We start from the raw sequence: 13,545 nt of genomic DNA, 5'->3' as shown, positions 1-13,545 counted from the left end.
CTGTTTCACGTGAAACCGTGAAACAGCGGCCCCTCGGCGGGCTCCTACTTGGTCTTCTTCAAGCAGAGCACCACGTTGTGGCCCTTGCCGCTCTGGTAGTAGGCGATCTCAGAGGTCTTGACGGCCTCGCACTTTTTGCTGTCACTGGTGTCGTCGAACTTCTCGACGACCTTGAGCTCGGAGTCGCTCGAGGAGCAGTCGACCTCCTTGAGATCCGGCGCGAACTGCGTGCCCTCGTTGTGCATGCAGCTGCCGACCGAGGTGGTCTCCGCGTCGCTCTTGTTGAGCATCGACTTGCCGACGGCTATGAGGATCGCCACCAGGATGAATCCGCCGATCCGCAGGAACAGCTTCTTGCCACGCCCCCCGCGAGGAGCGGCCGGCGGGGGGACGGGGCCACCCTGGTTGTAGGGCGGGTACGGCTGCTGCGGCATTCCCGGCTGGCCCGGCTGGCCCTGGTGGGCCGGGTACGGAGCCGTCGGGGCCTGCTGACCGTACGGGGCCGGAGCGCCGCCCTGGGGCTGGCCATAGGGGTTCTGGCCCTGGGGCGGGTACGGCATCTGGCCCTGGGGCGGCGGAGTGGTCACTTTGGGGGTCCCCCTCGAACGGAAGCGCGATGGCGCGAATACGACGCCCGTAAGTTATCGGGGTGCGGGGACAACTCTGAAGCTCAGAGGGGCTCTGTGGCACTGATGTGACACTTATTGCGCGTCAAACCGGGCCATAGCTCCAGCAACCGCCGCGTAGACCAGAGCCACCGTGACCACCAGCGGGACCGACCTGCCGTCGGGCGGCAGCATCAGGGCGGCCACTGCCGCGGCGCCCACGAACGCGACGTTGAAAAGCACGTCGTAGACGGAGAAGATCCGACCGCGAAAGCCGTCGTCCACCGCGGACTGCACCACCGTGTCCGTGGCGATCTTCGCGCCCTGGGTCGTCACGCCGAGGACGAAGGCGGCAACGAGCAGAGGGACGGGCTCAAAGAGGAGGCCGAGAGCTGGTTCCAGGACCGCGGCCGTTCCCGCGCAGGCGACCATCCAGCCGCCCGCTCCCAGCCGCCCCACCGCCGCCGGCGTCACCAGGGCCGCCACGAAGAACCCCGCCCCTGAGGCCCCCACGGCCAGGCCGAGCAGCGCGAGCCCGTCGGACTCCGTCGACGACCAGGCGTACCGGCACAGCATCAGGACCATGACCGTCAGCGCGCCGTAGCAGAACCGCATCATCGTCATCGCGGCCAGCGCACGCGCGGCCGCGGGGCGCTGCGTCAGGTGTCGTACTCCCCCTCTCAGCCCGCGCGCCGTCCCGGCCAGCGCGGCGGAGAGCCTTGGCGGCACCAGCTCCGGATCGGGGCCGAGCAGGTCGCGCGCCATGCGCAGTGAGGCGAGCGCGGCGCAGAGGTACAGGGCGGCGCCGAGGAGGACCACCGCCGCGTCCGAGTCCGATCCCACCAGGCGGACCGCGAAGGCCATGCCGCCGCCCACGGTCGCGGCGAGCGTCCCTGCGGTCGGCGAGAGGGAGTTGGCGATGACCAGGCGGTCGGCGTCGACGACGCGTGGCAGCGCGGCCGAGAGCCCGGCCAGGACGAAGCGGTTGACGGCGGTGACACAGAGGGCGGAGATGTAGAAGAGCCAGTCGGGGACACCGCTCAGCATGAGCACGGCGGTCAGCGAGGCCAGGGCGGCCCGCAGGAGGTTGCCGTACAGAAAGACCTGTCGGCGCTGCCAGCGGTCGAGCAGGACCCCGGCGAAGGGCCCGATGAGCGAGTAGGGCAGGAGCAGCACCGCCATGGCGGAGGCGATCGCCGCCGGTGAGGTCTGCTTCTCCGGGGAGAAGACGACGTAGGTGGCGAGTGCGACCTGGTAGACGCCGTCGGCTCCCTGGGAGAGCAGCCGTACGGCGAGCAGCCGCCGGAAATCCCGCAGTCGCAGCAGTATCCGCAGGTCACCGACGACAGCCATGGGGCACAGCCTCACATATGAGGAAGGCCCCCGGGCGCCATGCCCGGGGACCCTCGACACGTGACAAGGAGAGAGCTGTTTAGCGCTCGACCTCGCCCTTGATGAACTTCTCGACGTTCGCGTAGGCCTCGTCGTCGAAGTACTGGACCGGCGGCGACTTCATGAAGTAGCTCGACGCGGAGAGGATCGGGCCGCCGATGCCGCGGTCCTTGGCGATCTTCGCGGCGCGCAGGGCGTCGATGATGACACCGGCCGAGTTCGGGGAGTCCCAGACCTCGAGCTTGTACTCCAGGTTCAGCGGGACGTCGCCGAAGGCGCGGCCCTCGAGGCGGACGTACGCCCACTTGCGGTCGTCGAGCCACGCGACGTAGTCCGACGGGCCGATGTGGACGTTCTTCTCGCCCATCTCGCGGTCGGGGATCTGCGAGGTGACGGCCTGCGTCTTCGAGATCTTCTTCGACTCGAGGCGGTCGCGCTCCAACATGTTCTTGAAGTCCATGTTGCCGCCGACGTTCAGCTGCATGGTGCGCTCAAGGCGGACACCGCGGTCCTCGAACAGCTTCGCCATGACGCGGTGCGTGATGGTGGCGCCGACCTGCGACTTGATGTCGTCACCGACGATCGGGACACCGGCCTCGGTGAACTTGTCGGCCCACTCCTTGGTGCCGGCGATGAAGACCGGCAGAGCGTTGACGAACGCGACCTTGGCGTCGATGGCGCACTGCGCGTAGAACTTCGCGGCGTCCTCGGAACCTACGGGCAGGTAGCAGACGAGGACGTCGACCTTGCGGTCCTTGAGGATCTGGACGATGTCGACCGGAGCCTCCTCGGACTCCTCGATGGTCTGGCGGTAGTACTTGCCCAGACCGTCGAGGGTGTGACCGCGCTGGACGGAGACGCCCTTGTTCGGCACGTCGCAGATCTTGATGGTGTTGTTCTCGCTGGCGCCGATGGCGTCCGACAGGTCGAGGCCGACCTTCTTCGCGTCGACGTCGAAGGCGGCGACGAACTCGACGTCACCGACGTGGTAGTCGCCGAACTGGACGTGCATCAGGCCCGGGACCTTGGCGTCCGGGTCGGCGTCCTTGTAGTACTCGACGCCCTGGACCAGCGAGGCGGCGCAGTTGCCCACGCCGACGATGGCTACGCGAACCGAACCCATTCCGGTTGCTCCCTGTGTGATCTCGGTATTCGGGATGAAACCCCGCGGAACGCTGGGTCTCACTTGGTGGGGTCATCGGACGGATCCGGCGGCGGGTTGGTCTCCCGCCGCCGGGGCAGGCCCGCCGACTCCCCAGATGTGCTGTTCTGCTGAGCGGAGCTGCCGGAGGGCCGTTGCTGGTCCCGTCCCGCTCGCTCGCTCTCGATGAGCTCGTTCAGCCAGCGCACTTCGCGCTCCACGGACTCCATGCCGTGCCGCTGAAGTTCGAGCGTGTAGTCGTCCAGGCGCTCCCGGGTACGGGCCAGGGACGCGCGCATCTTCTCCAGACGCTCTTCGAGGCGGCTGCGGCGGCCCTCGAGCACCCGCATCCGTACGTCCCGCGAGGTCTGCCCGAAGAAGGCGAAGCGGGCGGCGAAGTGCTCGTCCTCGTATGCGTCGGGGCCGGTCTGCGAGAGCAGATCCTCGAAGTGCTCCTTACCTTCTGCCGTCAACCGATAGACGATCTTGGCGCGACGCCCTGCGAGCGGGGCTGCGAGTGCGTCGTCAGGGGCGCTGCCCGACTCCTCGATCAACCAGCCGTTGGTGACCAGCGTCTTGAGGCAGGGGTAGAGCGTCCCGTAGCTGAAGGCGCGGAACACTCCCAGTGACGTATTGAGTCGTTTACGCAGCTCATAGCCGTGCATCGGGGACTCTCTGAGCAGACCGAGCACAGCGAATTCCAGGATGCCGGAGCGCCTGCTCATCTTCGCCTCCCGACTGCCGCGGTCCCTCAGTACGGCCTTTATGCCGAGCTGATGTATCGACTCGATACATCGAGACGATAGAACGGCGATCCGGTTGAGACAAGAGGGGGAACGGTGAACGGCGTCACATCACCGATTCGTAGGAAGTAACTTGCCTGATTTGGGGTGAACTTCGGCTCTACGAGGGTTTTGACGGTGCGTAGTCTGTGCGCCATGCATGCCACCGGGAACCATGTGACGCCAGGGGGCGTCGTCGTCCCCGGTGTAGTGCGGGTGAGCTTCGGAACGGGCGCATCCGTACTTCGGGGGGACCGGAAACCAGCCGCCGTTTCCAGGCGTGGACAGCTGCGCCTGCCCGAGGAGTAATCGTTCGATGAGCGAGCACCGTCGCAAACCGCCGCAGCCGCAGGGTGGCGGACGCGCCGCGGCCAGGCGTGGCACCCCACCAGCGCCGTCGGGCCGCCGCGCGGCACCGCGAAGCGACACCGGATCGCCTTCTTCCTCTTATGGGGCACCCGGATCAGGGGCCCCGGATGCCGGGGACCGTCCCTACGGAGGCCGGGCCGAGGCCCGCCGTGCCGCCCAGCGCAGCGGCTCGGTCGGTGCGAGCGGCGGCCGGCGCAGGGCGCCGGAGGGGGGCGGGCGCTCGGGCGGTGGTGGCCGCCGCGGTGGTGGCGGACCCGGTGGCCCGAGCGGTCCGGGGCGCGGCAGGGGCCGTGGCGGCTCCGAGCCGCCCCGCAAGAAGCGGTTCATCGACTACCCGCGCGCGGGCAAGTACGGCGCGCGGCGCTGGGTCCCGTCCTGGCGTTTGGTTTCCGGTCTCTTCCTGGGCTTCCTCGGCAGTGTGATGGCGGTCGCCGGCATCTCGTACGCCCTGGTGGATGTGCCGGAGGTCGACAAGGCGGCCAAGGCGCAGAACAACGTCTACTACTGGGCCGACGGCAAGCAGATGGTCGCGACCGGCGGTGAGCGCAACCGTCAGATCATCGATTACGACGACATTCCCGATGAGATGCGCTTCGCCGTCATGTCGGCGGAGAACAAGTCCTTCGAGAAGGACAAGGGCATCGACCCGATGGGCATCACCCGCGCCCTGGTCAACATGGCCAAGGGCGGGCAGACCCAGGGTGGCTCCACGATCACCCAGCAGTACGTGAAGAACGCGCGCCTGGGCGACCAGTCGCAGACGTTCACCCGTAAGTTCAAAGAGCTCTTCATCTCGATAAAGGTCGGCCGGACGGTCTCCAAGGAAGACGTCATGGCCGGGTACCTCAACACCGCCTACTACGGGCGTGGGGCGTACGGCATCCAGGCGGCGGCCCGGGCGTACTTCAACGAGGAAGCCAAGGACCTGGACCCGAGCCAGTGTGCTCTCCTCGCCACCGTCCTGAAGGGCGCCACGTACTACGACCCGGCCGGCTACCCCGAGATCGACCCCTCGGCGAACCCGCAGGACAACACAGCCCGGGCCAAGAAGCGGTGGGCGTGGATCCTCGACGAGGAGGTCAAGGACGGCCGTCTGACCGCCGAGGAACGGGCCAAGTACACCAAGTTCCCGAAGCTGCAGAACCCGCGGTCCAACATCGACCTGGCCGGCCAGACCGGTTACCTCGTGGACCTGGCCAAGGCATACGTCATCAGGAACACCGGCATCACCGACGAGCAGCTTCGGCAGGGCGGCTACGAGATCCACACGACCTTCGACAGGACGAAGGTCAAGGAGCTCGAGAAGGCGGTCAACAAGGTCCGCAAGGAGAAGATCAAGCCGAAGCTGCGGCCCGAGAAGGACACCCACGTCCAGTTCGGTGGCGCCTCCGTGGACCCGGGGGACGGCGCGATCAGGGCCATCTACGGCGGTGAGGACGCGACGAAGCACTTCACCAACAACGCTGACCAGACCGGTGCGCAGGTCGGTTCGACGTACAAGCCGTTCGTGCTGGCCGCGGCCTTCAAGTACGGCGTGCGGAACCCGGACCTCGGCGAGTTCCAGACGGACAGCGAACGCACCATCGTGAACCCGAAGAGCCTGTACAGCGGCAAGAACGAGCTCAAGATCCAGAAGTACAACGGCGCGATCTGGACGGACCGGGAGGGCCAGCAGTGGAACCAGAAGAACGACGGCGGCCGTTCGTACAACCCTCCTAGCTACCAGATCGACCTCCGCGAGGCGATGAGGGAGTCGGTCAACTCGGCCTACGTGCAGCTCGGCATGGATGTCGGTCTGGACAAGGTGAAGGAGTCGGCCATGGCCGCCGGCCTCAAGGACGACCAGTCCATGGCCAGCGCCAACTACCCGTCCTTCTCGCTCGGCACCTCGTCACCGAGTGCGATCCGGATGGCCGGCGCGTACTCCACCTTCGCGGCGAGCGGCAAGCAGAACGATCCGTACTCCGTCACCGAGGTCCAGCACGGGGGCGAATCGGTCTACCGGCACAAGAAGGAGACCAAGCAGGCCTTCAGCGATGAGGTCGCCGACAACGTCACCGACGTGCTGCGGACCGTCGTCGAGAAGGGCACCGGAACCTCGGCCAAGCTCATCGGCCGCCAGGTGGCCGGCAAGACCGGTACGACCGACGGCAACAAGTCGGCCTGGTTCGTGGGCTACACCCCGCAGCTCTCGACGGCGGTGAGCATGTACCGGCTCGACGACGACGAGAGCAACAAGAAGCGCAAGTTCCTGGAGATGTTCGGCACGGGGGGTGAGGCGAAGATCCACGGCGCCTCGTTCCCCGCGCAGATCTGGCAGGACTACATGGAGCAGGCGCTCAAGGGCAAGCGCGCCATCCCCTTCCCTGTGCCCGGGCCGATCGGTCAGGTCGTCGGTGAGACTCCGCCCCCGACGAAGACCAAGGCACCGGAGGAGACCAAGGAGCCGGAGAAGACGACCTCGCCCACCCCCTCGCAATCCGAGACAACGAAGCCTCCGACGAAGGAGCCGGACCCCGAGGAGACCTGCGAGCCACTCGACTGGGAGTGCAACCACCAAGACGGTGGGCAGCAGAACGGAGGCGGCGGCCAGGGCGGTGTCGACGGCGGTCCCGGTGGCCAGTCACCGCCCCCGACGGATGATCCGGCCGGTGGTGGAGCCAACGAGGGCAACGAAGACGGAGGCGGCGGCTTTATCCGCGGCCCGAGGGGCTGAGCGGAATCCGCAGGGCGCGACTCGGCGGGTCGCCGGAACTCCCCCAGGGATGTTTCACGTGAAACGAGGACCGTCGCCCTGATGGGTGCGGCGGTCCTCTCCGTGTTCTCAGGCGCGTACGGCAGGATGGCGGGCATGCCCAGCGCAGACCCCCACAGTGCAAACCCTGGTGCAGAGACGGCGCACACGAGCGCGTACGAATCTGTGAGCCCGCAGGAGCCGGTACGGCCGACCAAGGAGGATCAGGTCGCCCGGGCCGGCAGTGAGCTGCTCGGGGGCCCGGCCGGCAGAAGAGTGCTGTTCACGGCGGGCTGGTGGACACCCGTCCGTGTCATCACGCTCCTCGCCCTAGGCATGTTCGCGCTCGGCATGGTCCAGAAGATGCCGTGCTACAACGGCGCCTGGTTCTTCGGAGCGAGCTCGCAGTACACGCACGCGTGCTACTCCGACATCCCGCACCTCTATCAGGGACGCGGCTTCGCCGACGGTCTCGTGCCGTACTTCGACCGGCTGCCCGGCGACATGGAGTACCTCGAATACCCGGTCCTGACAGGGGCGTTCATGGAGGTGGCCTCCTGGGTGACGCCTGGCAGCGGCTCCATCCAGCACCAGGAGAAGATCTACTGGATGGTCAACACCGGGATGCTGATGGTCTGCGCCGCGGTTCTCGCCATCTGTGTCGCGCGTACCCACCGGCGCCGACCCTGGGACGGGCTGCTCGTCGCCCTCGCGCCGGCCCTCGCGCTGACGGCCACCATCAACTGGGACCTGCTCGCCGTCGCTCTCACGGCCGCCGCGATGCTGATGTGGGCCCGCTCGCGCACCCTCGCCTTCGGCGTGCTCCTCGGGCTCGCGACGGCCGCCAAGCTCTACCCCGTGCTGCTGCTCGGCCCCCTGCTGATCCTGTGCTGGCGGGCCGGTCGATGGCGGGAACTCGGGACGGCCCTGCTCGGCACGGTGGGCACCTGGCTGCTCGTGAACCTTCCGGTGATACTGCTCGCGGGCGACGGATGGTCGAAGTTCTATACGTTCAGCAAGGAGCGCGGCGTCGACTTCGGGTCCTTCTGGCTGATCCTCTCCCAGCGGATGGATTCCCCGCTGTCCACCGACACGGTCAACACCCTGGCGATGGTCCTGATGCTCCTCGCCTGCCTGGGCATCGGTGCGCTCGGACTCGCCGCGCCGCGCCGTCCGCGCTTCGCGCAGCTCGCCTTCCTGGTGGTCGCCGCCTTCGTCCTCACCAACAAGGTCTACTCACCGCAGTACGTCCTGTGGCTGGTTCCGCTCGCCGCGCTCGCCCGCCCGCGTTGGCGCGACTTCCTGATCTGGCAGGCGGGTGAGGTCGCGTACTTCCTGGGGATCTGGATGTACCTGGCGTACACGACGAGCGGGGACGCCCATAAGGGGCTGCCGACCGAGGGCTACCAATTGGCCATCGTCGTGCACCTGTTGGGCACGCTGTATCTGTGTGCCGTGGTCGTACGCGACATCCTGATGCCGGAGCGGGACACGGTGCGGCGGGCCGGGGACGATGACCCTTCGGGGGGTGTCCTGGACAGGGCCGAGGATGTCTTCGTCCTGGGGTACACGGGCCGTGCCGCACGCACTTCGCTGTGCTCCACTGTGGCGCCCGTCGTGAAGTGGGGCTCTGTGACGGATCCGTCGCGTTGAGACTCACCTGGATTTCGCTCAGAGCGAACAGGGGGCGGCGGGTGGACGACGAGGCGGCTTTGCGGCTCACCAGTCAGACGGAAGGGCCGGTACGACGGTGAGTCGTACCGGCCCTTCCGCTTGCCGCTGCGTTACCCGCGCTGAGGGCGCCTCTTCTCAGCGGTCGAGGATCCGGTCGAACTGCGTGGTGGTGTGCCGCAGATGGGCCACCAGTTCCTCGCCGACCTTCGGTTCCGGCGCGTCGGAGGGCACGAAGAGGATCGAGACCTGCATGTGCGGCGGCTCCGCGAACCACCGCTGCTTGCCCGCCCAGACGAAGGGCGAGAGGTTGCGGTTGACGGTCGCGAGGCCCGCCCGGGCCACGCCCTTGGCCCGCGGCATCATGCCGTGGAGCGCCTTCGGAGCCTCAAGGCCGACACCGTGCGAGGTGCCGCCGGCGACCACGACCAGCCAACCGTCGGACGCGGCCTTCTGCTGGCGGTAGCCGAAGCGGTCACCCTTGGCGACGGCGGTGACATCGAGGACGGCGCCGCGGTACTCCGTGGCCTCGTGATCGCCCAGCCAGAGGTTCGTGCCGATGCGCGCGCGGAAGCGGGTCTGGGGGAACTGCTGCTGCAGACGCGCGAGTTCACCGGCCTTGAGGTGGCTGACGAACATCGTGTGGAGCGGGAGGCGGGCCGCGCGCAGGCGGTCCATCCAGCCGATGACCTCCTCGACGGCGTCGGAGCCGTCGGTGCGGTCCAGCGGCAGGTGGATCGCGAAACCTTCGAGGCGCACGTCCTCGATCGCCGCGTGCAGCTGCGGAAGCTCCTGTTCGGTGATGCCGTGCCGCTTCATCGAGGACATGACCTCGATGACGACACGAGCGCCCACCAGGCCGTACACGCCGTCGAGCGACGACACGGAGCGGATGACGCGGTCGGGCAGCGGCACCGGCTCCTCGCCCCGCCGGAACGGGGTCAGGACCAGCAGGTCACCGCTGAACCAGTCCTTGATCCGGGCGGCTTCGTACGTGGTGCCCACGGCGAGGATGTCGGAGCCGAAGCGCGTGGCTTCCTCGGCGAGGCGCTCGTGACCGAAGCCGTAACCGTTGCCCTTGCAGACCGGGACGATGCCCGGAAACTGCTCCAGCAGGTGCTTCTGGTGTGCCCGCCAGCGCGCGGTGTCGACATAGAGCGTGAGCGCCATGGCTGGATCCCGGAACCTTTCTCGTGTCTGCGGTGTATCAGAGGTATGGAAGGAAATTGTGCGGGATCAGCGGCGCGACATGTAGATGTCCAGCGCCTTGTGCAGCAGCTTGTTGAGCGGGAAGTCCCACTCGCCGATGTACTCGGCGGCCTCGCCGCCGGTGCCGACCTTGAACTGGATCAGGCCGAAGAGGTGATCGGTCTCGTCCAGCGAGTCGGAGATGCCGCGCAGGTCATAGACCGTTGCCCCCATGGCGTACGCGTCGCGGAGCATCCGCCACTGCATCGCGTTCGAGGGCCGGACCTCACGCCCGATGTTGTCCGAGGCGCCGTAGGAGTACCAGACGTGCCCGCCGACGACGAGCATCGTCGCGGCCGACAGGTTCACGCCGTTGTGCCGTGCGAAGTACAGCCGCATGCGGTTGGGATCCTCGGAGTTGAGGGCCCGCCACATCTGCTCGAAGTAGCCGAGGGGCCGCGGGCGGAACTTGTCGCGCACGGCGGTGATCTCGTAGAGACGCTGCCACTCGGGAAGGTCCTGGTAACCGCCCTGGACGACCTCGACGCCCGCCTTCTCGGCCTTCTTGATGTTGCGCCGCCACAGCTGGTTGAAGCCCTTCTGGACCTCGTCCAGGGAGCGGTTGGCCAGCGGCACCTGGAAGACGAAGCGGGGCTGTACGTCACCGAAGCCGGCGCCGCCGTCCTCGCCCTGCTGCCAGCCCATCCGCCGCAGCCGGTCGGAGACCTCGAAGGCACGCGGCTCGATGTAGGTGGCCTCGGTGTCCCGCAGCCGCTTCACGTCCGGGTTCTGGATGCCTGCCTTGATCGCCGGAGCGTCCCAGCGGCGGATCACGACCGGCGGACCCATCTTCACGGAGAAGGCGCCCTGCTGCTTCAGATGCGCCAGCATCGGCTGCAGCCACTCGTCGAGGTTCGGGGCGTACCAGTTGATGACCGGGCCCTCGGGGAGGTACGCGAGGTACCGCTTCAGCTTGGGCAGCTGCCGGTAGAGCACCAGGCCCACGCCGACCAGCGCACCGGTCCGGTCGTCGAACCAGCCCAGGTTCTCCGAGCGCCATTCGCTCTTCACGTCAGCCCATGCCGGGACCTGGCAATGACTCGCCGACGGCAGTGTCTGGATATACGCCAGATGCTGCTCGCGACTGATGGTCCTCAGGGTCAGACTCATTCGGGGCGCTCCTCGGGCTGGTGTGTCCCCATGGGTTCAGGGGCTCCGGCTCTCGCGCCGAAGCCTACTGCGCCCTGCGAGCGCCCCGTCTGGGCGTACGGAACTCCGAGCCCCGGCCCGCTTGCGCGACCGGGGCCGGGAAGGCCGTCAGCCGACGATCCCGCCGAAGAGTCCGCCGTGCGCCATGCCCAGGAAGAAGCCGACCGCCGAGGCGCCGAGACCCAGGATCAGGCCGAAGCGCTCGCGCGTGGTCACCGAGATGAACTGGCCGTACGCGCCGGTGGCGATCCCGACCAGGCCCGCCCACGAGCTGAGCAGATGGAGGTTGTGGAACATCGCCGTCACGAAGGCGATCACCCCCAGCACCAGTGTCACGCCGACCAGCGCGTCCTGGAACGGATGGGCCTTGCCGTCCGAGGCGAAGAGAGAGGTGGCGGTGTTCGGTCGCATTGCTTGTGCCATGTGAGGCACCTCCTGCGTGAGGCGGCGCATCGTAGCGCCATACACACCCGATGTGTACAGATTCTGCCCGTCCGCAGCCGGATTTCAACCGGAAGCCTCGGTGCGGGTACTCTGTACCGTCTGCACCGGTGTCTGCCCTGGCCACAGCATGAGCCCCCGTTCGCGGGAGCCGATTGTCAGTAGCGGCCGATACCGTTGCGTACGCATCACGACCCTCCTGCCACGGAACGACCGTGGCCGCTGAGTCCAAAGGAGGTGGGTTCCACATGCGTCACTACGAAGTGATGGTCATCCTCGACCCCGATCTCGAGGAGCGCGCTGTCTCCCCGTTGATCGAGAACTTCCTCTCCGTCGTCCGTGAGGGCAACGGAAAGGTCGAAAAGGTCGACACCTGGGGCCGTCGTCGTCTCTCGTACGAGATCAAGAAGAAGCCCGAGGGCATCTACTCGGTCATCGACCTGCAGGCCGAGCCTGCGGTCGTCAAGGAGCTCGACCGCCAGATGAACCTGAACGAGTCGGTCCTCCGGACCAAGGTCCTCCGTCCCGAGATGCACTGAGCTCTCTAGCTCAGCAGCACCCGGGAATCGAGTAGCAGCAACAAGCAGCCAGCAGCAAACCCGCCGAGAGGTTCCCCCATGGCAGGCGAGACCGTCATCACGGTCGTCGGCAATCTTGTCGACGACCCCGAGCTGCGCTTCACCCCCTCCGGTGCGGCGGTCGCGAAGTTCCGTGTCGCGTCCACCCCCCGCACCTTCGACCGTCAGACGAACGAGTGGAAGGACGGCGAGAGCCTCTTTTTGACCTGCTCGGTCTGGCGTCAGGCGGCGGAGAACGTCGCGGAGTCGCTTCAGCGAGGCATGCGCGTCGTCGTGCAGGGCCGGTTGAAGCAGCGGTCCTACGAGGACCGTGAGGGCATCAAGCGCACGGTCTACGAGCTGGACGTCGAGGAAGTCGGCGCCAGCCTGAAGAACGCCACGGCCAAGGTCACCAAGACCACCGGTCGCGGTGGCCAGGGCGGCCAGGGTAATTACGGCGGCGGTGGCGGCGGCCAGCAGGGCGGCGGCTGGGGCGGTGGCCCCGGTGGCGGTCAGCAGCAGGGTGGCGGCGGTGCTCCCGCCGACGACCCCTGGGCGACCGGTGCGCCGGCCGCTGGCGGTCAGCAGCAGGGCGGCGGCGGTGGCGGCTGGGGCGGAAGCTCCGGCGGCTCCGGTGGCGGCTACTCGGACGAGCCCCCCTTCTAAGCCTCAGGGCTTTCAGGCCTTCGGGCCGAGGGTGGGCCGAACCCCACTTCTTGATCACACAGGAGAAACACCATGGCGAAGCCGCCTGTGCGCAAGCCGAAGAAAAAGGTCTGCGCTTTCTGCAAGGACAAGGTCACGTACGTGGACTACAAGGACACGAACATGCTGCGGAAGTTCATTTCCGACCGCGGCAAGATCCGTGCCCGCCGCGTGACCGGCAACTGCACGCAGCACCAGCGTGACGTCGCCACGGCCGTGAAGAACAGCCGTGAGATGGCGCTGCTGCCCTACACGTCCACCGCGCGATAAGGGAAGGGTGACCGACTAATGAAGATCATCCTCACCCACGAGGTCTCCGGCCTCGGCGCCGCCGGCGAGGTCGTAGACGTCAAGGACGGCTACGCCCGCAACTACCTGATCCCGCGGAACTTCGCGATCCGCTGGACCAAGGGTGGCGAGAAGGACGTCGAGCAGATCCGTCGTGCTCGCAAGATCCACGAGATCGCGACCATCGAGCAGGCCAACGAGATCAAGGCCCGCCTCGAGGGCGTCAAGGTCCGTCTGGCCGTCCGCTCCGGCGACGCCGGTCGTCTCTTCGGTTCCGTCACTCCGGCTGACATCGCTTCGGCGATCGAGGCTGCCGGTGGCCCGAAGGTCGACAAGCGCCGTGTCGAGCTGGGCGCGCCGATCAAGACGCTGGGCGCCCACACGACGTCCGTGCGTCTGCACCCCGAGGTTGCCGCGAAGGTCAACGTCGAGGTCGTCTCCGCCTAAGCACTGCGCTTGGCAG

13 protein-coding genes are annotated in these 13,545 nt (G+C 67.4%); 6 read left to right on the top strand and 7 right to left on the bottom strand.

Going from position 1 to position 13,545, the window contains the following annotated elements:
- Positions 1–44 precede the first annotated feature (44 nt).
- From ACFVYR_RS14835 to ACFVYR_RS14820, 4 genes are all read right to left on the bottom strand, one after another.
- The gene (locus ACFVYR_RS14835; RefSeq protein ID WP_384254392.1) at positions 45–587 is read right to left on the bottom strand and encodes a hypothetical protein; all 543 of its coding nucleotides are present in this window, start codon (positions 585–587) and stop codon (positions 45–47) included.
- Between the two features lie 114 nt (positions 588–701).
- Entirely contained in the window at positions 702–1,958 is a 1,257-nt protein-coding gene (locus ACFVYR_RS14830) for an MFS transporter (RefSeq protein WP_384254395.1), read from the bottom strand.
- A gap of 79 nt (positions 1,959–2,037) precedes the next feature.
- On the bottom strand, positions 2,038–3,120 hold the full coding sequence (locus ACFVYR_RS14825) for an inositol-3-phosphate synthase (RefSeq protein WP_384254397.1): 1,083 nt from the start codon (positions 3,118–3,120) through the stop codon (positions 2,038–2,040).
- A gap of 59 nt (positions 3,121–3,179) precedes the next feature.
- Positions 3,180–3,863 carry a helix-turn-helix transcriptional regulator gene (locus tag ACFVYR_RS14820; protein WP_384254399.1) on the bottom strand — a complete coding sequence of 228 codons (684 nt, stop codon included), beginning with the start codon at positions 3,861–3,863 and terminating at the stop codon, positions 3,180–3,182.
- A 373-nt stretch (positions 3,864–4,236) separates the two neighbouring features.
- Here ACFVYR_RS14820 and ACFVYR_RS14815 point away from each other — a divergent pair, with 373 nt between their 5' ends.
- Positions 4,237–7,005, top strand: a complete 2,769-nt coding sequence (locus ACFVYR_RS14815) for a transglycosylase domain-containing protein (RefSeq protein WP_384254401.1) — start codon at positions 4,237–4,239, stop codon at positions 7,003–7,005.
- A 126-nt stretch (positions 7,006–7,131) separates the two neighbouring features.
- A complete protein-coding gene (locus ACFVYR_RS14810; protein WP_384254676.1) occupies positions 7,132–8,676 on the top strand; it encodes a glycosyltransferase family 87 protein in 1,545 nt (514 codons plus the stop codon).
- Positions 8,677–8,832: 156 nt separating this feature from the next.
- Here the strand turns inward: ACFVYR_RS14810 and ACFVYR_RS14805 are convergent, their stop codons facing one another.
- The 3 genes from ACFVYR_RS14805 to ACFVYR_RS14795 form a co-directional block, all read right to left on the bottom strand.
- Entirely contained in the window at positions 8,833–9,864 is a 1,032-nt protein-coding gene (locus tag ACFVYR_RS14805; protein ID WP_384254404.1) for an alanine racemase, read from the bottom strand.
- Positions 9,865–9,930: 66 nt separating this feature from the next.
- A complete protein-coding gene (locus ACFVYR_RS14800; protein WP_384254406.1) occupies positions 9,931–11,052 on the bottom strand; it encodes a lipid II:glycine glycyltransferase FemX in 1,122 nt (373 codons plus the stop codon).
- A gap of 147 nt (positions 11,053–11,199) precedes the next feature.
- Positions 11,200–11,514 carry a hypothetical protein gene (locus ACFVYR_RS14795; RefSeq protein WP_384254409.1) on the bottom strand — a complete coding sequence of 105 codons (315 nt, stop codon included), beginning with the start codon at positions 11,512–11,514 and terminating at the stop codon, positions 11,200–11,202.
- 266 nt (positions 11,515–11,780) lie between these two features.
- On the opposite strand from ACFVYR_RS14795, the gene rpsF reads away from it, so the two are divergent.
- The 4 genes from rpsF (at position 11,781) to rplI (ending at position 13,529) form a co-directional block, all read left to right on the top strand.
- A complete protein-coding gene (gene rpsF, locus ACFVYR_RS14790; protein WP_016644628.1) occupies positions 11,781–12,071 on the top strand; it encodes a 30S ribosomal protein S6 in 291 nt (96 codons plus the stop codon).
- Positions 12,072–12,149: 78 nt separating this feature from the next.
- A complete protein-coding gene (locus ACFVYR_RS14785; protein WP_384254411.1) occupies positions 12,150–12,755 on the top strand; it encodes a single-stranded DNA-binding protein in 606 nt (201 codons plus the stop codon).
- Between the two features lie 72 nt (positions 12,756–12,827).
- Entirely contained in the window at positions 12,828–13,064 is a 237-nt protein-coding gene (rpsR, locus tag ACFVYR_RS14780; protein WP_003949403.1) for a 30S ribosomal protein S18, read from the top strand.
- 18 nt (positions 13,065–13,082) lie between these two features.
- Positions 13,083–13,529 (top strand): 50S ribosomal protein L9, encoded by a 447-nt coding sequence (gene rplI / locus ACFVYR_RS14775; protein ID WP_384254413.1) that lies wholly within the window; start codon positions 13,083–13,085, stop codon positions 13,527–13,529.
- Positions 13,530–13,545 lie beyond the last annotated feature (16 nt).

This window comes from Streptomyces sp. NPDC058284 (genome assembly GCF_042881135.1).
Lineage (GTDB): Bacteria > Actinomycetota > Actinomycetes > Streptomycetales > Streptomycetaceae > Streptomyces.
The sequence above is the reverse complement of the archived record's forward strand: the minus strand, read 5'-3'. Positions and strand labels throughout refer to the sequence as shown.